This window comes from Streptomyces violascens, assembly GCF_014649955.1.
GTDB classification, from domain to species: Bacteria; Actinomycetota; Actinomycetes; order Streptomycetales; family Streptomycetaceae; genus Streptomyces; species Streptomyces violascens.
Map to the genome: position 1 here is coordinate 1 of NZ_BMUA01000038.1, position 19,967 is coordinate 19,967.

The 19,967-nt window shown below is 72.4% G+C and carries 18 protein-coding genes; 15 read left to right on the forward strand and 3 right to left on the reverse strand.

Translation table 11 applies throughout. From position 1 onward, the window contains the following. Positions 1 to 499 precede the first annotated feature (499 nt). From IE206_RS38160 to IE206_RS38170, 3 genes are all read left to right on the forward strand, one after another. Positions 500 to 1,345, forward strand: coding sequence for a GNAT family N-acetyltransferase (locus tag IE206_RS38160; RefSeq protein ID WP_226599808.1), 846 nt, complete (start codon positions 500 to 502; stop codon positions 1,343 to 1,345). Between the two features lie 29 nt (positions 1,346 to 1,374). Continuing rightward, the gene (locus IE206_RS38165) at positions 1,375 to 1,938 is read left to right on the forward strand and encodes a GNAT family N-acetyltransferase (RefSeq protein ID WP_189970660.1); all 564 of its coding nucleotides are present in this window, start codon (positions 1,375 to 1,377) and stop codon (positions 1,936 to 1,938) included. 73 nt (positions 1,939 to 2,011) lie between these two features. After that, positions 2,012 to 3,712, forward strand: coding sequence for a proline--tRNA ligase (locus IE206_RS38170; protein WP_189970662.1), 1,701 nt, complete (start codon positions 2,012 to 2,014; stop codon positions 3,710 to 3,712). A gap of 94 nt (positions 3,713 to 3,806) precedes the next feature. Here the strand turns inward: IE206_RS38170 and IE206_RS38175 are convergent, their stop codons facing one another. Genes IE206_RS38175 through IE206_RS38185 form a run of 3 tightly spaced genes read right to left on the reverse strand, consistent with a single transcriptional unit; the run spans position 3,807 to position 5,689 of the window. Further along, a complete protein-coding gene (locus IE206_RS38175) occupies positions 3,807 to 4,706 on the reverse strand; it encodes an aminoglycoside phosphotransferase family protein (RefSeq protein WP_189970664.1) in 900 nt (299 codons plus the stop codon). Between the two features lie 39 nt (positions 4,707 to 4,745). Continuing rightward, entirely contained in the window at positions 4,746 to 5,192 is a 447-nt protein-coding gene (locus IE206_RS38180) for a ferritin-like domain-containing protein (protein WP_189970666.1), read from the reverse strand. Beyond that, on the reverse strand, positions 5,192 to 5,689 hold the full coding sequence (locus tag IE206_RS38185; protein ID WP_226599806.1) for a hypothetical protein: 498 nt from the start codon (positions 5,687 to 5,689) through the stop codon (positions 5,192 to 5,194). The genes IE206_RS38180 and IE206_RS38185 overlap by 1 nt, the downstream gene beginning before the upstream one ends. A 234-nt stretch (positions 5,690 to 5,923) precedes the next feature. On the opposite strand from IE206_RS38185, the gene rimP reads away from it, so the two are divergent. The 12 genes from rimP (at position 5,924) to IE206_RS38245 (ending at position 19,958) form a co-directional block, all read left to right on the forward strand. Then, positions 5,924 to 6,472 carry a ribosome maturation factor RimP gene (gene rimP, locus IE206_RS38190; RefSeq protein ID WP_189970670.1) on the forward strand — a complete coding sequence of 183 codons (549 nt, stop codon included), beginning with the start codon at positions 5,924 to 5,926 and terminating at the stop codon, positions 6,470 to 6,472. Between the two features lie 2 nt (positions 6,473 to 6,474). After that, positions 6,475 to 7,464, forward strand: coding sequence for a transcription termination factor NusA (nusA, locus tag IE206_RS38195; protein ID WP_114041267.1), 990 nt, complete (start codon positions 6,475 to 6,477; stop codon positions 7,462 to 7,464). 125 nt (positions 7,465 to 7,589) lie between these two features. Continuing rightward, on the forward strand, positions 7,590 to 7,868 hold the full coding sequence (locus tag IE206_RS38200) for a YlxR family protein (protein WP_189970672.1): 279 nt from the start codon (positions 7,590 to 7,592) through the stop codon (positions 7,866 to 7,868). A gap of 148 nt (positions 7,869 to 8,016) precedes the next feature. Further along, positions 8,017 to 11,130 (forward strand): translation initiation factor IF-2, encoded by a 3,114-nt coding sequence (infB, locus tag IE206_RS38205; RefSeq protein WP_189970673.1) that lies wholly within the window; start codon positions 8,017 to 8,019, stop codon positions 11,128 to 11,130. 179 nt (positions 11,131 to 11,309) lie between these two features. Continuing rightward, entirely contained in the window at positions 11,310 to 11,603 is a 294-nt protein-coding gene (locus IE206_RS38210) for a DUF503 domain-containing protein (protein WP_114041264.1), read from the forward strand. 33 nt (positions 11,604 to 11,636) lie between these two features. Beyond that, positions 11,637 to 12,080, forward strand: a complete 444-nt coding sequence (gene rbfA / locus IE206_RS38215) for a 30S ribosome-binding factor RbfA (RefSeq protein WP_114041263.1) — start codon at positions 11,637 to 11,639, stop codon at positions 12,078 to 12,080. Continuing rightward, positions 12,077 to 12,982, forward strand: coding sequence for a tRNA pseudouridine(55) synthase TruB (gene truB, locus IE206_RS38220; RefSeq protein WP_189970675.1), 906 nt, complete (start codon positions 12,077 to 12,079; stop codon positions 12,980 to 12,982). Before rbfA ends, truB begins: the two co-directional genes overlap by 4 nt. A gap of 195 nt (positions 12,983 to 13,177) precedes the next feature. Beyond that, positions 13,178 to 16,750: a S1 family peptidase gene (locus IE206_RS38225; RefSeq protein ID WP_189970677.1), complete on the forward strand. Its 3,573-nt coding sequence runs from the start codon at positions 13,178 to 13,180 to the stop codon at positions 16,748 to 16,750. A 44-nt stretch (positions 16,751 to 16,794) separates the two neighbouring features. Continuing rightward, positions 16,795 to 17,754 (forward strand): bifunctional riboflavin kinase/FAD synthetase, encoded by a 960-nt coding sequence (locus tag IE206_RS38230; RefSeq protein WP_189970679.1) that lies wholly within the window; start codon positions 16,795 to 16,797, stop codon positions 17,752 to 17,754. 184 nt (positions 17,755 to 17,938) lie between these two features. Then, on the forward strand, positions 17,939 to 18,334 hold the full coding sequence (locus tag IE206_RS38235) for an SAV_915 family protein (protein WP_189970681.1): 396 nt from the start codon (positions 17,939 to 17,941) through the stop codon (positions 18,332 to 18,334). Next, complete coding sequence (locus tag IE206_RS38240) at positions 18,331 to 18,633, forward strand: DUF6317 family protein (RefSeq protein WP_189970683.1); 303 nt, start codon at positions 18,331 to 18,333, stop codon at positions 18,631 to 18,633. The genes IE206_RS38235 and IE206_RS38240 overlap by 4 nt, the downstream gene beginning before the upstream one ends. Beyond that, complete coding sequence (locus IE206_RS38245) at positions 18,630 to 19,958, forward strand: WXG100 family type VII secretion target (RefSeq protein WP_189970685.1); 1,329 nt, start codon at positions 18,630 to 18,632, stop codon at positions 19,956 to 19,958. Before IE206_RS38240 ends, IE206_RS38245 begins: the two co-directional genes overlap by 4 nt. Positions 19,959 to 19,967: the final 9 nt, after the last annotated feature.

A 19,967-nucleotide genomic window follows, 5' to 3' on the forward strand; every position in this document is an offset into this window, starting at 1 on the left:
CGTGGAGACGCTGATCGACGAGGCGATGAAGATCGCGGAGCAGATGGAGAAGGACGGCATCGCCTCGGGCGAGCCGCAGGTGTCGGTGGCGGGCTGAATTCCCCCACCCCACCCCACCCCGCCCCTTCCCGAAACCCTCCGGGGGGTCGTGCGGGAGGGGCGGATCTTTGTCGGCTGCGGGCTGGGGGGTGGCCGGTCGCTCCCCCAAGTTCTCGGCTTCGCTCGAACAGGGGGGACCCCCATCGGGGCGGGGCCGCACATGTCACAGCCCCGCGCCCCTGGCAGGGCCGAGCATTTTCAGCCCGTCATGGGGGTCCCCCGTGGCCCTTGAGGCCTTGGGGGAGTTTGAGGACGAGCCCCGCTCAGGCGCGATGGGGGTCCGGGGCGCAGCCCCAGGCAGCCCCCCGCCCCCCACCGGCGGAGTCAGGGTCTGGGGGCGGCCGCGGCAGGGTGGCAGGTACAGTGCGGAGATCAGCAGACCGTACCGTGAGGCCCCCTCGTGTTGATGCAGACCACCACCCGGGTCCTCGAACCCGGCGACCTCGGCGCGGCGCTCGCCATCCTGGAGAGCGACCCGGTAGCCAACGCGTTCGTGACTTCGCGCGTACAGATCGCCGGCCTCGACCCCTGGCGCCTCGGCGGCGAGATGTGGGGCTGGTACGCCGACGGCCACCTGCGCTCCCTCTGCTACTCCGGCGCCAACCTCGTACCGATCTGCGCGACGCCCGAGGCGGTACGTTCCTTCGCCGACCGCGCCCGCCGCACCGGCCGCCGCTGCTCCTCGATCGTCGGCCCCGCCGAACCTACCGCCCAGCTCTGGCGCCTCCTCGAACCGCACTGGGGCCCCGCCCGCGACGTACGCCCGCATCAGCCGCTGATGGTCGCCGAGAAGATGCCCGAGGACATCGCGCCGGACCCGTACGTCCGCCGGATCCGCAAGGACGAGATGGACGTGATCATGCCGGCCTGTGTCGCCATGTTCACCGAGGAGGTCGGCGTCTCCCCGCTCGCGGGCGACGGCGGACTGCTCTACCAGGCCCGCGTCGCCGAACTCGTGGGTTCTGGGCGCTCGTTCGCCCGTATCGAGGACGGCAAGGTCGTCTTCAAGGCCGAGATCGGCGCCGCCACCAGCCAGGCCTGCCAGATCCAGGGCGTCTGGGTCGCCCCCGAACATCGGGGCAAGGGCCTGTCGGCCACCGGCATGGCCGCAGTCCTGCGCTACGCGCTCGCGGACGTCGCCCCCGTCGTGAGCCTGTACGTGAACGACTTCAACGCCCCCGCCCGCGCCTGCTACCGCCGGGTCGGCTTCCGTGAGACCGGGGCGTTCATGAGCGTCCTGTTCTGAGAGCCCGGGTCTGAGGTTAGGGTGCGCCCATGCCTGCTGACTCTGACGTACTGGTCGGACCGCTCGACCTCGCGGCCCGCGTGGACGAGGCCCTCGCCGTACAGGCGGTCGCCTTCGGACTCAGTGCCGAAGAGGTCGGGGTGCGCCGCCACATCGTGCTGCGGCACCTGTCCTACCCAGGCGCCAGGGCGCTCGGCGCCACGACCGTCGACGGGCGCCTCGCGGGCTTCGTGTACGGGATGCCCAACGACCGGGCCCACTGGTGGTCCACCGTCGTCGAACCGTATCTGCGCAACAACGGCGCCGAGTGGTGGCTCGACGACTCCTTCGTGATCACCGAGCTGCACGTCCACCCCGCCTTCCAGGGCCGGGGCCTGGGCCGCGCGCTCATCACCACCATCACCGACACCGCCACCGAGCCCCGCTCGATCCTCTCCGCGATCGACACGGAGAGCCCCGCCCGCGCCCTGTACCGAGGGCTCGGTTACGTCGATCTGGCCGGCCAGGTGCACTTCCCGAGCGCGGCCCGGCCGTACGCCGTGATGGGCGCGCCTCTCCCCTTGCTGAGGCACGGCCAAACGGAATTCCGCTAAACGGATTTCCGCGCACTCGGGCCGCCCGGCTAACCTCCAGGCATCACCCCGTGCACGTACAGGAGAGAAATCCATGGCAGCCGCCCAGGTTCAGCGCATGTCCCGTCTGATGGCCAAGACATTGCGCGACGACCCGGCGGACGCCGAGACGCTCAGCCACAAGCTCCTGGTCCGCGCCGGATACGTGCGCCGCAACGCCGCCGGCATCTGGACCTGGCTGCCGCTCGGCAAGAAGGTCCTGGACAACATCACCACCGTCGTACGCGAGGAAATGGACGCCATCGGCGCGCAGGAGGTCCTGCTGCCCGCGCTGCTGCCCAAGGACGCGTACGAGGCGAGCGGCCGCTGGGAGGAGTACGGCGACCTGCTGTTCCGCCTCAAGGACCGCAAGGGCGGCGAGTACCTGCTCGGCCCGACGCACGAAGAGATCTTCACGCAGACGGTCAAGGACCAGTGCACGTCCTACAAGGACCTGCCGGTGATGCTCTACCAGATCCAGACCAAGTACCGCGACGAGGCCCGCCCGCGCTCCGGCGTGCTGCGCGGCCGCGAGTTCCAGATGAAGGACTCGTACTCCTTCGACACCACCGACGAGGGCCTCGCCGAGTCGTACGCGCTGCACCGCGCCGCCTACCAGAAGATCTTCGCGCGCCTGGGCCTGGACTACCGCATCGTGTCCGCCGTCTCCGGCGCCATGGGCGGCTCCGCGTCCGAGGAGTTCCTGGCCCCGGCCGCCGCGGGCGAGGACACCTTCGTGGACTGCCCGGCCTGCGAGTACGCGGCCAACACCGAGGCCGTGACGTTCGTCGCCGCCCCGGTCGACGGCTCCGCGCACGGGCCCGTCGAGGAGCTCGACACCCCCGACACCCCCACCATCGAGACCCTCGCCGCGCACCTGGGCGTCCCGGCCTCGGCCACCCTGAAGAACCTCCTGGTCAAGGTGGACGGCGAGATCGTCGCCGTCGGCGTGCCCGGCGACCGCGAGGTGGACCTCGGCAAGCTCGGCGAGCACCTGGCGCCCGCCGTGGTGGAGCTCGTGACCGCCGAGGACTTCGCGGACCGCCCCGACCTCGTACGCGGCTACGTCGGCCCGCAGGGCCTGGAGAAGGTCCGCTACATCGCCGACCCGCGGGTGGCGAACGGCACGGCCTGGGTCACCGGCGCCAACAAGGCCGACACCCACGCCCGCAACGTGGTCTGCGGCCGTGACTTCGAGGTCGACGACTACCTCGACGTCGTCGTGGTCGAGGAGGGCGACCCCTGCCCGTCCTGCGGCGCTGGCCTGAAGCTCGACCGCGCGATCGAGATCGGCCACATCTTCCAGCTCGGCCGCAAGTACGCCGACACCTTCCAGCTCGACGTCCTCGGCAAGGAGGGCAAGCCGGTGCGGGTCACGATGGGCTCGTACGGCATCGGTGTCTCGCGCGCGGTCGCGGCCCTCGCCGAGCAGAGCGCGGACGACAAGGGGCTGTGCTGGCCCGCCGAGATCGCCCCGGCCGATGTGCACGTCGTCGCGGCGGGCAAGGCGGTGCAGACCGAGGCGGCCCTGGACGCGGCCGAGCAGCTGCGTGCCGCGGGGTTGCGGGTTCTGGTCGACGATCGGGCCGGGGTTTCGCCGGGCGTGAAGTTCACGGACGCGGAGCTGATCGGGGTGCCGAAGATCCTGGTGGCGGGGCGTCGTGTGGGTGAGGGCGTCTTCGAGCTGAAGGACCGCCGGACGGGGGAGCGCGAGGAACTCCCCCTGGCCGAGGCAATCACCCGCCTGACCGCGTGACGGCCTGACCCTCCCCCTCCGGGGGTGCGGTGCGGTTCGAGCGGGGGTGCGCCGGGGCCTCGCCCCGCCGCACCCCCGCCGCCGGGCGGGGCGGTTACAGCCAGCCCGCGAATTCCAGGAGGAGTTCCGCGTCCCGGTCGCGGCCCGCCGCACGGGCGCGCAAGCCCGATTCCACCGCCCGGAACAGCGTCCAGCCGTGCAGCCGCGCAGGGTCGACATCCAGCGAGTCGGCGAGCCTGTTGACGCGGCGGCGGGCCGAGGACGCCCCGCTCGGCGCCGCGATCAGGTCCTCGACGCGGTCGCGCACCAACCGGGCCAGGTCATAGGCCCGTTCGCCGACCAGCGGCTCGGGCCCCACCGTCAGCCACGGCGCCCGCTCGCCCGAAAGCACCTTGCTCTGGCGGAAGTTGCCGTGCAGCAACACCAACTCCGGTGCGGACGCGGTCAGTTCGTCGCGGGCGGCCAGCGCGGCCGTCACGAGCGGAGCGAGGTCGGCGTCCTGCTGGGCCCGCATCGGCACGCTCTGCCGCTCCGTGCGGTCGGCCACCGTTTCGAAGGCGTGGCCGGCCGGTGGCTCGACCCACAGGCGCCGCACCGTACCGGCCGCTTCGAGCAGGGCCTTCGCCTCGGGCAGCGAGCGCAGCGACACCTCGGGGTGCAGCCGCTCCAGGAGCAGCGCGTCGTCGACGGCCTCGTCCTCCAGCAGCTGGGCCGCGCCCCAGCCGTTCCAGTGCGACAGGGCCGCGCGCTCCAGGTCCGGCCGGGCGAAGGCGGGGGCGACCTTGAGGGCGGCCGGGGTGCCGTCCGGACGGCGTACGAGGGCGACCAGACTGGAGCGGCCGCCCGGCGCCTGCACCCGGTCGACGGCGAGCCCGCGCCGGGCCGCCGACTCCTCGGCCAGCTCCGGCAACCGGTCGAGCCAGGGCCCGGCCAGCGTGTCCCCGTACGTCTCGCCGAGCGCGCGTACCAGCCGCTCAGGCGGTTCGAAAGCCATGCGTGTATTGCCCCTTGCTCAGGTACTAGCCGGTGGAACTCAGGTACTGGCCGGTGGAACCGGTGCGCTCGGGCGTTCCGCGAGCCCAGGAAAGGCTACGCTGCCGCCCCGCCAGCGAACGGCCCGCACCGCTGCCTCCCGCAGGGCGCCGGCCGCCTCCTGGCGCAGCGGGCCCGCTGCGGCCCGTACGAGGTCCGAGTAGACGCCGGCGACCCGGTCCTCCAGGTCCGCCGCGAGCCGCAGCGCCGAGGCGGCGTCCGGCACGGCGAACGGCAGGGCGTAAGCAGCGGCCGCCGCCACCGGCGATCCGCCCAGGTCACGCACCGTACGGGCCAGGGAGTCGCGGCGGGAGCGGTGCGCGGTGTAGGCCTCGCGAGCCTCGGCGGCGCGGGCATCGGAGAGCCGGCCGCCGAGCACCCCGTACCCGTACACCGCCGCGTGTTCGGCGGCCAGCGCGGCCTGCGCCGCCTCCAGGGTCTTGGCCATCACTCACCCCCGCCGAGGAGGAAGGCGTGTCCCGCGTTGGACGCCGCGACCGAGGCGAGCAACCGGGCGAGCTCGGGCGGCGCCGTCGCGAGGGCCGCCAACTGGGCGTCGGAGGTGCGCCGTTCGGCGTCCGCGAGCTGCTTGAGGGCCTCGTCGGCGTCGGACGCGACCGTCGAGACCCCCGCCGGGGCTGCGGGCGAGGCCGTGGTCGAGGGCCTGGGGGAAGGGGTGGTGGCCGAAGCCGGTGCGAGGGCCGACGTGTGCTGGGCGGCCTGATCGCGCAGCGGCGCGAGCCGGGGCCGCAGGGTCGGATGCATCGCGAGAACCGCGTCGTACTGGGTGACGAGCGCCCGGCTCGTGGCCGAGGTCCGGGCGCGCAGTGCCGCCTCCGCGCGGGCGGCCGCCTCGCGCGCCCCGGTCTCGGAAGCGCGCCGACCGGCGCCGGAGCCCTCGCCCGAGCAGCCGGTCAGCAGGCCTGTGGCCGCCGCTCCCGTCACGGCCAGCACACGCCTTCGCGTGGTCCCCGGGTGCCCCACGTGTCTCTCCCTGCGTGCCAGGTCCGCCGGTGACCGAGTGATCACCGCAGGCGAGCGTACCCGCGGGCCCCGGGCCGTGGACGGCAACACCCTCCGGGACCGGATACCCTTTGATCTGACGGCGGCGGTCCGATGACGGCCGCCGTACGCGACGACGATCCCCACAACAGCAGACGCGGCCGAGGAGTCACCCGGATGAGCACGACCCAGAGCGACAGGCTGCGCGGTCTCCTTGAACCGCTCGTCAGCGCGAAGGATCTGGACCTCGAGGAGATCGAGGTGTCCCGGGCGGGCCGCCGGCGCGTGCTGCGGATCGTGGTCGACTCCGACGAGGGCGTGGAGCTGGACGCCTGTGCCGAGCTGAGCCGGGCCGTCTCCGAGCTGCTCGACGAAAGCGACGCGATGGGCGAGGAGGAGTACGTCCTCGAAGTGACGTCTCCCGGCGCCGAGCGCCCGCTCACCGAGCTCCGCCACTACCTGCGCGCCACCGGCCGGCTCGCCCGGCTCCAGCTGCACGACGGCGGTGAGCTGGTCGCGCGGATCATCGAGGCCGACGAAGAAGGCATCGACGCCGAGATCCCGGGTGTGAAGGGGCGCAGGCCCACCGCCCGCCGGATCGCGTTCACCGAGATCGCCAAGGCGCGGGTCGAGATCGAGTTCAGCCGCAAGGACGGCAAGAACGAGATCGCCGAAGACAACAAGAACGACATCCTGAACGACATTCGACACGAAGAGGAGGCGTAGCCGTGGACATCGACATGAGTGCCCTGCGGGGTCTGGTCCGGGAGAAGGAGATCTCCTTCGACCTGCTGGTCGAGGCGATCGAGTCGGCGCTCCTCATCGCCTACCACCGCACCGAGGGCAGCTTCCGGCGTGCGCGCGTGAAGCTCGACCGTGAGAACGGTCATGTCACGGTGTGGGCGAAGGAAGACCCGGCCGACCTCGAAGAGGGCCAGGAGGCCAAGGAGTTCGACGACACCCCGTCGGACTTCGGCCGCATCGCGGCGAGCACCGCCAAGCAGGTCATCCTGCAGCGGCTGCGCGACGCGGAGGACGACATCACGTTCGGCGAGTTCGCCGGCCGCGAGGGCGACGTCATCACCGGCGTCGTCCAGCAGGGCAAGGACCCGAAGAACGTACTGGTCGACATCGGCAAGATGGAGGCCATGCTGCCGGTGCAGGAGCAGGTGCCGGGCGAGGAGTACACGCACGGACTGCGCCTTCGTACGTACGTCGTACGGGTGGCGAAGGGTGTGCGCGGTCCCTCGGTGACCCTGTCGCGCACCCATCCGAACCTGGTCAAGAAGCTGTTCGCGCTCGAGGTCCCGGAGATCGCCGACGGTTCGGTGGAGATCTCGGCGATCGCCCGCGAGGCCGGTCACCGTACGAAGATCGCGGTGCGCTCGACGCGCAGTGGCCTCAACGCCAAGGGCGCCTGCATCGGCCCGATGGGCGGCCGGGTGCGCAACGTCATGGCCGAGCTGCACGGCGAGAAGATCGACATCGTCGACTGGTCGGACGACCCGGCCGAGATGGTGGCCAACGCGCTCTCCCCGGCCCGGGTCTCCAAGGTCGAGGTCGTGGACCTCGCGGCCCGCTCCGCCCGGGTGACCGTGCCGGACTACCAGCTCTCGCTCGCCATCGGCAAGGAAGGGCAGAACGCCCGCCTCGCCGCCCGCCTCACCGGCTGGCGCATCGACATCCGCCCGGACACCGAGCAGCCGGCCGAGGACTGACCGGCCCCACGGGAATAACAAGTGGCCCTGCCCCTGTTCTGGGGGGCAGGGTGAGCTTTCTGGACAACAACCGTTCGATTTTTGCCCCAAAGGGGTGAGGTCGGTGCGGGGAGGTAGACTTAAACGTGTCTGGCCGGACGCACGCCCGCGCCTGCCCTGAGCGAACCTGCGTGGGATGCCGGGAGCGAGCGGCCAAGAACGAACTGCTGCGCATCGTGGCGGTCGAGGGTGCTTGCGCCCCTGATCCTCGCGGTACGCTGCCCGGCCGGGGTGCGTATGTACACCCCGCCTCGGTCTGTCTCGACCAGGCGGTCCGCCGCCGGGCGTTCTCCAGGGCCTTCAAGGTCAAGGAAGCGCTCGACACCGCGGCACTGCGGGATTACGTCGAGCAGGCAGCAACGTAAGAAGAAGTACGGCACGGAATCCCGTGCGGTCAGGTACCTCGCGAGTTGGAAGTAGGTCGAGATTGCGATGAGCACTCGATGAGTACGCGATGAGTACGCCCATGAAGTAGCGACGGTCCGGCGGTAACCCGGACCTAAAAGGAGCGAAGTGGCTAAGGTCCGGGTATACGAACTCGCCAAGGAGTTCGGGGTTGAGAGCAAGGTCGTCATGGCCAAGCTCCAAGAACTCGGTGAATTCGTCCGTTCGGCGTCCTCGACGATCGAGGCGCCGGTTGTACGCAAGTTGACTGACGCACTGCAGGGGCCCGGCGGCAACGCCGGCAAGTCCGCTGCCAAGCCCGGCGCGCCCCGCAAGGCCGCGCCCGCCAAGCCCGCGGCGCCCTCCCCGGCCGCTGCGGCACGTCCCGCTGCCCCGAAGCCCGGCGCCCCGGCCCCCAAGCCGGCTCCCGCCGCGCCTGCGGCTCCGGCCGCCCCGGTGAGCAGCACCCCCTCCCAGGCTCCGGCCGCCTCGGGCCCGCGCCCGGGTCCGAAGCCCGCCCCGGCCAAGCCGGCCCCGGTCACCCCGGTGCCCGCCGCCGAGTTCTCGGCTCCGGCTCCGGCCCAGCCCGCGGCGCCCCAGGCCCCGCGTCCCGCCGGTGCCACCCCCGGCCCGCGTCCCGCCCGTCCGGCCCCGGCCGGTCAGCGTGACGGTGGCCAGCGCGATGGCGGCCAGCGTGGCGGCGACCGTCCGGCCCGTCCCGCGGGTCAGGGTGCCCCCCGTCCGGGCGGTGCCCGTCCGGCCGGTCCGCGCCCCGGTAACAACCCCTTCACCTCGGGTGGCTCCACCGGCATGGCGCGGCCGCAGTCGCCCCGTCCCGGTGGCGGCGCTCCGCGTCCCGGCGGTGCCGGTGCCCCCGGTGGTGCCCCGCGTCCGCAGGGCGGCCCCGGCGGCGCTCCGCGTCCGCAGGGTCAGGGCGGCGCCCGTCCGAGCCCGGGCGGCATGCCCCGTCCGCAGGGCGGCGCCTCGCGCCCGGGTGGTGCTCCGGGCGGTAACCGTCCGAACCCCGGCATGATGCCGCAGCGTCCGGCCGCGAGCCCGCGTCCCGGCGGTGGCCCCGGTGGCCGTGGTCCCGGTGGCCCCGGCGGTCGTCCGGGTGGCGGCGGCGGTGCCGGTCGTCCCGGTGGCGGCGGCGGCTTCGCCGGCCGTCCGGCGGGTCCCGGTGGCGGCGGTCGTCCCGGTGGCGGCGGCGGCTTCGGCGGCCCCCGTCCGGGTGGCGGCGCTCCCGGTGGTGGCGGCGGCTTCGGCGGTCGTCCCGGCTTCCAGGGCCGTCCCGGTGGCCCGGGTGGCCGCGGTGGCACACAGGGTGCCTTCGGCCGTCCCGGCGGGCCCGCCCGTCGTGGTCGCAAGTCGAAGCGTCAGAGGCGCCAGGAGTACGAGGCCATGCAGGCCCCGTCGGTGGGCGGCGTCATGCTGCCCCGCGGCAACGGACAGTCCGTCCGCCTGTCGCGCGGTGCTTCGCTGACCGACTTCGCCGAGAAGATCGGCGCCAACCCGGCGTCGCTCGTCGGCGTGATGATGAACCTCGGCGAGATGGTCACCGCCACGCAGTCGGTCTCCGACGAGACGCTGAAGCTCCTCGCGGACGAGATGAACTTCGTCCTCGAGATCGTCAGCCCGGAGGAGGAGGACCGCGAGCTGCTCGAGTCCTTCGACATCGAGTTCGGCGAGGACGAGGGTGGCGAGGAGTTCCTCGTCGCGCGTCCGCCGGTCGTGACCGTCATGGGTCACGTCGACCACGGTAAGACCCGCCTTCTGGACGCGATCCGCAAGACGAACGTCGTTGCGGGCGAGGCCGGTGGCATCACGCAGCACATCGGTGCGTACCAGGTCGCCACCGAGGTCAACGGTGATGAGCGCAAGATCACCTTCATCGACACCCCGGGTCACGAGGCGTTCACCGCCATGCGTGCCCGTGGTGCGAAGTCGACCGACATCGCGATCCTCGTGGTGGCGGCCAACGACGGTGTGATGCCCCAGACGATCGAGGCGCTGAACCACGCCAAGGCGGCCGACGTGCCGATCGTGGTCGCGGTCAACAAGATCGACGTCGAGGGCGCGGACCCGACCAAGGTGCGCGGTCAGCTCACCGAGTTCGGTCTGGTGGCCGAGGAGTACGGCGGCGACACGATGTTCGTCGACATCTCCGCCAAGCAGGGCCTCAACATCGAGTCCCTCCTGGAGGCCGTCGTCCTCACCGCCGACGCCTCGCTCGACCTGCGGGCCAACCCGGAGCAGGACGCGCAGGGCATCGCGATCGAGTCGCACCTCGACCGCGGCCGCGGCGCCGTCGCGACCGTCCTGGTCCAGCGAGGCACCCTGCGGGTCGGCGACACGATGGTGGTCGGCGACGCGTACGGCCGAGTCCGCGCGATGCTCGACGACAAGGGCGAGAACGTGGAAGAGGCGGGTCCCTCGACTCCGGTCCTCGTCCTCGGTCTCACCAACGTCCCGGGCGCCGGCGACAACTTCCTGGTCGTCGACGAGGACCGTACGGCCCGTCAGATCGCCGAGAAGCGTGCCGCCCGTGAGCGCAACGTCCGCTTCGCCCGCAAGGGTGTGCGGTTCTCCCTGGAGAACCTGGACGAGGCCCTCAAGGCCGGTCTGGTGCAGGAACTCAACCTCATCATCAAGGGCGACGCGTCCGGTTCGGTGGAGGCTCTCGAGTCCTCGCTGCTCCAGCTCGACGTCGGCGAAGAGGTCGACATCCGCGTCCTGCACCGCGGCGTGGGTGCGGTCACCGAGTCGGACATCGACCTGGCGACCGGCTCCGACGCGATCGTCATCGGCTTCAACGTCCGCGCTGCCGGGCGTGCCCAGCAGATGGCGGAGCGCGAAGGCGTCGACGTCCGGTACTACTCGGTCATCTACCAGGCGATCGAAGAGATCGAAGCGGCCCTCAAGGGCATGCTCAAGCCGGAGTACGAAGAGGTCGAGCTCGGCACGGCGGAGATCCGCGAGATCTTCCGCTCGTCCAAGCTGGGCAACATCGCCGGTGTCCTGGTCCGGTCGGGCGAGGTCAAGCGCAACACCAAGGCGCGCCTGCTCCGCGATGGCAAGGTCATCGCAGAGAACCTCAACATCTCGGGGCTCCGTCGCTTCAAGGACGACGTCACCGAGATCCGCGAAGGCTTCGAGGGCGGTATCAACCTCGGAAACTTCAACGACATCAAGATCGACGACGTCATCGCGACGTACGAGATGCGCGAGAAGCCGCGCGGCTAGTCCGTGCAGCCGATCCGTACCCCCGGAGGCGGTGCCTCCTGAGGAACGCAGTGTCGGGGCCGATCGGCGGGAAGATATTTCCGTCGATCGGCCCCGGCCGTTCCGGTACGGTTCTTGATGTCCCTGCCAAGGCTTTGGCGGGGTCCTCTAACCCGTACCGGCGGGACATCCGGACATACATGTATGTGGGGACGCTGTCCTTCGACCTGCTCCTCGGCGACGTACGGTCGCTGAAGGAGAAACGCTCCGTCGTCCGGCCGATCGTCGCCGAACTCCAGCGCAAGTACGCGGTGAGTGCGGCCGAAGTGGGCGACCAGGATCTGCACCGCAGGGCCGAGATCGGCCTGGCGGTGGTGTCCGGGGACACGGGGCACCTCACAGACGTACTCGACCGGTGCGAGCGGCTCGTCGCCGGCCGGCCCGAGGTGGAGCTGCTCTCGGTGAGACGCAGGCTCCACAGCGACGAAGACTGAACACTGAGCAAGGCTTGAGAAGGAGAAGGACCAGTGGCCGACAACGCGCGGGCGAAGAAGCTGGCGGACCTCATCCGGGAGGTGGTGGCCGAGAAGCTGCTGCGTGGCGTCAAGGACCCGCGCCTCGGAACGCACGTCACCATCACGGACACCCGGGTCACCGGCGACCTGCGGGAGGCCACGGTCTTCTACACGGTGTACGGGGACGACGAGGAGCGGGCCGCCGCCGCGGCGGGCCTGGAGAGCGCCAAGGGCATCCTGCGCTCCGCGGTCGGCTCCGCCGCCGGCACCAAGTTCACGCCCACCCTGACGTTCATCGCGGACGCGCTCCCCGAGAACGCCAAGACCATCGAGGACCTCCTCGACAAGGCACGGGCCTCGGACGCCGCGGTGCGCGAGGTGTCCTCGGGCGCCCAGTTCGCCGGTGACGCCGACCCGTACAAGAAGCCCGGCGACGAGGACGACGCCTCCGCATGAGCACCGCAGCAAAGACGCCCGACGGACTTGTCATTGTCGACAAGCCGTCGGGCTTCACTTCGCACGACGTCGTGGCCAAGATGCGCGGCATCGCCAAGACCCGCCGGGTCGGCCACGCCGGAACCCTCGACCCGATGGCGACCGGCGTGCTGGTCCTGGGCGTCGAGCGGGCCACCAAGCTCCTCGGCCACCTCGCCCTCACCGAGAAGGAGTACCTCGGTACGATCCGGCTCGGCCAGGACACCATCACCGACGACGCCGAGGGCGAGATCATCTCGTCCACCGACGCGTCCAAGGTGACCCGCGAGGGCATCGACGCGGGGGTCGCGGAGCTGACCGGCGCCATCATGCAGGTGCCGTCCAAGGTCTCCGCCATCAAGATCGACGGCAAGCGGTCGTACGCGCGGGTGCGCGGCGGCGAGGAGTTCGACATCCCGGCCCGCCCGGTCACCGTCTCCTCGTTCCGCGTCTACGACGTCCGCGAGGCCGTCGCCGAGGACGGCACGCCGGTCGTCGACCTGGTCGTCTCCGTCGTCTGCTCGTCGGGCACCTACATCCGCGCGCTCGCCCGTGACCTCGGGGCCGGACTCGGCGTCGGCGGCCACCTCACCGCGCTGCGCCGCACCCGCGTCGGCCCGTACGGCCTGGACGCGGCCCGGACCCTGGACCAGCTCCAGGAGTCGCTCACCGTGATGCCGGTGGCCGAGGCCGCGGCCGCGGCGTTCGCCCGCTGGGACGTCGATGCCCGGCGCGGTTCGCTCCTGCTCAACGGCGTACGCCTGGACATGCCGGACGAGTACGAGACCGGGAAGGCGGTCGGCGTCTTCGGACCCGACGGGAAGTTCCTCGCGCTGGTCGAGAGCCAGAAGGGCAAGGCCAAGAGCCTCGCCGTGTTCGGCTGAGACACCGGCTCCGACACCCACCGTGGAGCGGGCGGGACGGCCCGCTCCACGATCCCCCTCGCAAGGGGTCTATCCGTCGCGCCTGGAGGATTCACCCCTACGAGCAGGCGCTCGGAGTGAACCACGGGAGCACAGGGGGGCGCTTTCCCTCGACATTCTTCTCGGGCGGATCATCCCAGAACTACCGTTTCGGACATGGGACGCGGGGCTGGGGGAGAGGCCGGGGAGACGCTCGTACGGATCTGTGATCTGGCCGGGCGGACCCGGGGGACGGGGTTCGTCGCGGACGACCGGGGGACCGTCGTCACCAGTCACGAAGCCGTCGACGGGCTGACCAGAGTGGTGCTGCACGCACCCGGCGAGCGCACCTGGCTCGCCGAGGCCGACGACCTCACCTTCCTGCCCGAGGCGGGCCTCGCCCTGGTGCGCACCGACGGGCTCGGGGCGCGCCCGCTGCCCATCTCCGCGCGCACCGACATCCGTACGGGCACCTATGTGCGGGTCGCCGCGCACGGTTGGCGCGAAGCACGCGTGCTCGGCACCTCTCCCGTCACCTACACCGCCACCGACCGATTCCATCTCCTGGGCGGCGTACTGGAGTTGGCGATCGGGACGGCCGGCAGCGAGGCCATGCGGCTCGGCGGCGAGGCCAGCGGCGGGCCCGTGGTGGACACCGTCACCGGGGCCGTCCTCGGCGTGGTCGGGACCGCGCTGCACGCGGCCCACCAGGCCTCCGGCTTCGCGGTGCCGCTGCACGCCTCGCACGGACCGCTCGCCGAGCTGCTGCGGCGCAACGCCGCCACCGTGCCCGCCTACGGCCGCGATCTGAACCTGGCCGGGGCGCTCCAGCTCACCGCGCTCTCCGTCGGCCCCGTCGGCGGCCCCGGCATGGGGCAGGAGCCGGTCGAACGGCGGTCCACGCTCAAGGAGTTCGGGGCCTTCGCCTCCGGCGACGCCCTCGTGCTGGGGCTCGTCGGGGACCCCGGGACCGGGCGCACCACCGAACTCGCCGCGTTCGCCGGCCGCCGGTCGCGCGGCGACGAGCCCGCGCCCACGCTCTGGCTGCGCGGCGCCGACCTGTGGGCCGACGACGCCTCGGTCGCCGACGCGGTCGCCCGTGCGCTGGCCCAGGCGGCCCGGATCGTCGCCGCCTCCCCGCAGGAGGGCCAGGAGGCGGCCACCCCCGACCGCGTGGCACGGCTGGCCCGCGAGGCCGGACGGCCCCTGCTCGTGCTGCTCGACGGGCCGGAGGAGATGTCGCCCGTGCTCGCCCACCGGCTGGCCGAATGGACCGCCGGGACCGTGGACTGGCTCGGGGCGGCCGGGGTGCGCATGGTCGTCGCCTGCCGGCCCGAGCACTGGGAGCAGGCCGGTGCGCACTACCCCGAGGGTGCTCTGCACCCGGCCCCGCTGCCCCGCCTGCCGGACGCCGTGCGCATCGGTGACCTCGGGTGCAAGGAGGCCGCGCGGGCCCGCGAGCAGTACGGCGTCCCCGAAGGCGCGCTCGCCGAGCGCGACGCCCGCCACCCGCTCACGCTGCGGCTGCTGGCCGAGGTGCGGGCGGCCCTGCCCGGCGAGGTCGAGGGAAGGCCGGACCGCGAGGAGGTCTTCTCCGCGCACCTGGACCTGATGTGCCTGCGGATCGCGGTGCGCGTCGCGGCCTCGGCCCGCCCGCCGGTGCGCGGCAGCGAGGTGCGCAGGCTCGCGGCCCGCGTCGCCGGGCAGGCGCACGAGGCGGCCCGGCGCTGCCTCGGCCCCGGCCAGGGCGAGCTGGACCGGGAGTCGTTCGAGGAGATCTTCCCGTGGCGTACGGGATCGGCCTCCGCGGTGCTCACCGAAGGCCTGCTCGTGCCTGCCGGGGCCGGCTACCGCTTCGCGCACGAGGAGCTCGCCGACTGGGTGCAGGCGGCCCACCTCGACCTGGACGCGGCCCTCTACGCGCTGGTGCACCGCTGGTACGACGAGAGCGACCCGCAGACCGTCGTACGCCTCCCCTCGCGCCCCGCCATCAGCGCCGTGCCGCACGGCCACGTGCCGCCCCCGCCGGGCTCGGGGCCCACCCCCGCCGGGCGCCCCCTGCCGGTGCCCCGGCACCGCATCGGGCCCGTCCTGGAGGCCATGCTGCTGCTCGGCAGCCAGCAGGGCTCCACTCAACTCGCCCTGAAACTCAAGGGGTTGGTGGACGCCCTGGACCGCACCCCGGCGGCCGGTGCGGGCCACGCCCGGTTCGCGGACGCCCAGTGGTGGGCGGTCCGCCTTCTCACCGAGACGCTGCTGAGGGTTCCGGACGTACGCCCCTACCAGGAGGTGCTGCGCCTGCTCGCGGACCGGATCAGCCGCCGCTCCGTACGCGAAGGGGGACCCGCGAACCTGGGCGCGCTCGGTGAGTTCGGGCCCTGGTTCTGGATGCGGCTGCGGCTCAGCGACGACCGGCGGCTCGAACTGCTGCGCCGCCTGGTGCCCGCCGACGGAGTGCCGGGGGCTTCGCCCGGATGGGAGCGCTACCTGGACGCGGTCGACCGGCGGCTCGCCGTCGAGCCCAGGACCGTACAGCCGCTGCTCTGCCGCTGGTTCACCGACGAGCGGCCGCTGCCGGTGGCGCCCGGGACCGAGGTGCGGCCCACCGTCGCGCGGGCGGCACAGGCCCTGCTGTACGCGCGGCGGGCGCTGGCCGTCGACGACCTCACCGAGGCGCTCGTGGCGACCGTCCATGCCCGCGCCGGGGAACTCCTCACCCAGCTCGCCGAGGACGAGCCGTCCGCGCTCTGCCGGGCCGTGGACCGCTGGGCCCACGACGACCGGCCGGAGCGGCGCGCCGCGGCCGCCACCTACGGGCCGCGCGTTGCCCTCGGCATCCGCACCGCCGCCGACCGCGAGCTGCTCCGCTACGCGGCTCTCGCCCTGCTCGCGCGCCCGGCGGACACCGCGCTGCACGGCGCCGCCCTCGCCCTGCTGGTCCGCGATCCGCTGACCCGCGGGCGCTACCTCGACGAGGCGCTCGCCGTGTACACAGCGGGCGACCCCAGGTTCCCCGCCTCCGCGCTCGCCGCCGCCCTCACCACCCACCCCGAGCCCGTCCTCGCCGCCTTCCAGGCGCGGCTGCACGAGCCCGGGGCCGGGGCGGCCGACGTCCTCGACGCGCTCGCGGAGATCAACACCCCGGCCCTGGCCCGGCGGGCCGCGGCCCTGGTCCAGGACCACGTCGAGCGCCACCCCGAGGCGGCCGGGCACGCGGCGGACTTCGTGGACCGGCGCCTCGAATACGGCCCCGCCGCCCGCGCGGTGCTCTTCCCCATGGTCACCAGCCTGCTGCGCGGCTGCGCCCACCCCGTCCGGCGCGCGCTCGCCCCCGTCCTCGCGGCCCCCGGCACCCGGTCCTCGCGCCCGCTGCGCTCCGAGCTGCTCGACGCGCTCCTCGAATTCGAGCGGTACGAACCCCGGGACCCGACCGTCCTTGACGCGCTGCTCGACGCCGCGGCGAGGGGTTCGGCGGAGCGGGCCGAGGCGCGCACCCGCGACCTCGTGCACCGCACCGGGCTCCTTTTCGTCCGGACGCCCGAGGGCGCGGCCTGTTTCGACCGGCGCCTGGTCGAGCTGTGCCAGGAGGTCCCGGGCTTCGCCGCGCAGGTCGCCGGATGGCTCCTGCAGGCGCCGCACGAGTGGGCCGCGGTGGTCGGTCCGAGCGCCCGCCGGGCGGTGGAGACGCTGGGCTCTCCCATGCCGATGCGATCCCGGGCCGCCGGGCATGGCAGTCTTAGACCTGCATAACGCGTAAGGGTCAACGACGTACACGGGTTCGAGGAGCGGTCACAGTGCAGCGCTGGCGTGGCTTGGAGGACATCCCCCAGGACTGGGGACGCAGCGTCGTCACCATCGGCTCCTACGACGGGGTGCACCGCGGACACCAGCTGATCATCGGGCGGGCCGTGGAGCGCGCCCGCGAGCTCGGCGTGCTGTCCGTCGTCGTCACCTTCGACCCGCACCCCAGCGAGGTCGTGCGCCCCGGCAGCCACCCGCCGCTGCTCGCCCCGCACCACCGCCGTGCCGAACTGATGGCGCACCTGGGTGTGGACGCGGTCCTCATCCTTCCCTTCACCAGCGAGTTCTCGAAGCTCTCGGCTGCCGACTTCGTGGTGAAGGTCCTGGTCGACAAGCTGCACGCCAAGCTGGTCGTCGAAGGCCCGAACTTCCGCTTCGGCCACAAGGCCGCGGGCAACGTCGAGGTCCTGGCCGAGCTCGGCCGCACCTACGACTACGAGGTCGAGGTCATCGACCTGCGCGTGCGCGGCGAGGCGGGCGGCGGCGAGCCGTTCTCCTCCACCCTGACCCGCCGCCTGGTCACCGAGGGCGACATCGAGGGCGCCGCCGAGATCCTCGGCCGCCCGCACCGCGTCGAGGGCGTCGTCGTGCGCGGCGCCCAGCGCGGCCGCGAGCTCGGCTACCCGACCGCGAACGTCGAGACGCTGCCGCACACCGCGATCCCCGCGGACGGGGTGTACGCGGGCTGGCTGACGGCCGACGGCGAGCGGATGCCCGCGGCGATCTCGGTGGGCACCAACCCGCAGTTCGACGGCACCGAGCGCACGGTCGAGGCGTACGCCATCGACCGCGTCGGCCTCGACCTGTACGGGCTGCACGTGGCCGTCGACTTCCTCGCCTATGTGCGGGGCATGGCCAAGTTCGACTCCATCGAGGACCTGCTGGAAGCGATCGGCAACGACGTGAAGCGGTCCACCGAGCTGATCGAGGCGTACGAGTCCCGGCGGGACTGACCTCCTTTCGGCCGACGCCACTTGATCCGGTCAAACCCTGGTCAAGCAGTGGCCTGAAACCGTCCAAGTCCTCGCATCGACTGCGTATCGAGCGCGGGGTATGGGCGGTTTTTGGCGTACAAGGGGCGCTGCGCTGCGCGTAGGTTGAACGGCGATTCAGCCATATCCCGCAAGGGGGAAACGCGTGGGCGAGAAGCCCGTGTCCCGCCTCCTCGGCCTGGTCGGCGACGTGCCGGCGCAGGGCGCGCAGCAAGGCGTACCGCCGTACCACACCCCGGTGTTCATCCCGGCCCATCCGCGCTATCCCGGCGGCGGAGCCGCGCCCCACGTCGACTACGAACTCTTCAAGGGCCCCTCGGGGCCGCCCGTCCCGGTCGCGTTCACCGGCCTGCGCGGACTCGTCGAGGCGCTCGGACCGGCCCAGCCCTGGGTAGCGGTCTCGCTCGGCCCGTTCGCCGAGGCGATGCAGCGGGCCGGTCTGCCCAAGGTGCGGCTCGACCCGGTGATCGACCCCGGCGGCCGCAGATGGCGGGCCGAGGATCTGGAACGGGCGTACGGCGGCCAGGAGGGCACCCGATGAGCGTGGACCTGAAGCTGGTCCTGGCGGACCTGAACACGATGGCGGGCACCTTCCACAAGGAGGCCGACAACTACCGCAAGATGCACCAGAACGTGAAGCCGGCGATCGCCGGCTCCGGGGACGCCGGATGCGACGCGGCGATCAAGGCGGTGGCCGACCTGATAGCGGGCCTGCACGACAAGCTGTCGGACCGCCTGGACGACCGCGGCGACAAGGTGAAGTACGCGCACGACTCGATGGCGCGCCACGACATCGACGTACACGGCCTGTTCGACGACCTGATGAAGGACCGCACATGACGGACAGCTGGGTCGGCGGCGACATCGGCGGGCTTCGCGCCATGGGGGAGGCCTACAAGAAGGCCAGGACCGATCTCGAATCCATCGTGAAGCCGCTGAGCACGAGCGTCGACGCGCTCGCGAAGGACACCGGTTGGCAGGGCGAGTCGGCGGAGTCGTTCCGGGCCAAGTGGACCGAGGACTCCATGACGGCGGGCGCCTTCGCCGCACTGGTCCAGGCGGCGGGCCAGATCCTCACCGACCTCGCCGACCACCTCGGCCAGGCGGAGGCCGCGCTCCAGAACGCGGAGGACGTCGCGGTGCGGGCCGGGGTGCCGATGCATCCCATGGGCGTACCGGGCGAGTTGATGACCAATACGCCGTCCAACCAGAGCGATGCCGAGAAGAAGGCCATCAAGGCCCTCAACGACTACGGCACCGTACGCAACGAGATCCTGCACACCGCCCAGCAGGCCCGCCTGGACGCGGCGGAGGCCCTTCAGAAGCTCTACGCGGACGACACCAGCGCGGCGGTCTCGCCCGGCGACAAGATCACCGTCGCGGACTATCTGCGCGGGCTTTACGCGTACGACTCCGAGCGGACCCGGGTCAAGGGCCACGACGCCGCCGACGCGCTCGACGACGCGAAGAAGCAGGCCGACGACGCGAAGAAGGATCTGCGCGCCGAACGCAAGGCGTGGCAGAAGGAGGGCAGGACCCTCCCCAAGGACGCCGAGGCCCGCGTCGCGTACAAGGACGCGCTGAGCAAGCTCGACAGCCTGGAGACGGACATCGCCCGCGGTGAACACGGCAGTTCGAAGCTCCCCTACGACCACGTCCTCAACACCAAGATCGCGGACGTGGCGGACACCCTGCGGGCCGGCAAGAGCCTGGAGAGCCTTCCGGAGTTCCTGAAGGAGATCCCGGTGGTCGACGTCGCGGCGGCCGCCGCCTGCGGGCTCCTCGAAGCCAAGGACGACCACGAGAAGGGGTGGTCGTGGACGCACTCCGTGGTGGTCGACGGAGGCGCCGCGCTCGGCGGACTCGCCGTCGGCGCGGCCGCCACGGCGGGCGGCGTGGCGCTGGCCGCGAGCGCGGAGATCACCGTGCCGGTGGCCGTGGTCGCCGGGGTCGGCGGCGCGGTCGTCATCGGGGCGACCGACCTGCTCGACGAGGGCTTCCACGAGCACTGGAGCGAGGACATCCACGACCACGGCGTCCTGGGCGGCATCTGGCACGGCAGCGGCAACGTGCTCTCCAACACCGGAGACGACCTGAAGCGGCTCGGCGACGACGCGGCGGGTCTGGGGAAGAAGGCGTGGAATGGGTTCAAGGGTCTCTTCTGAGGGCGCGGG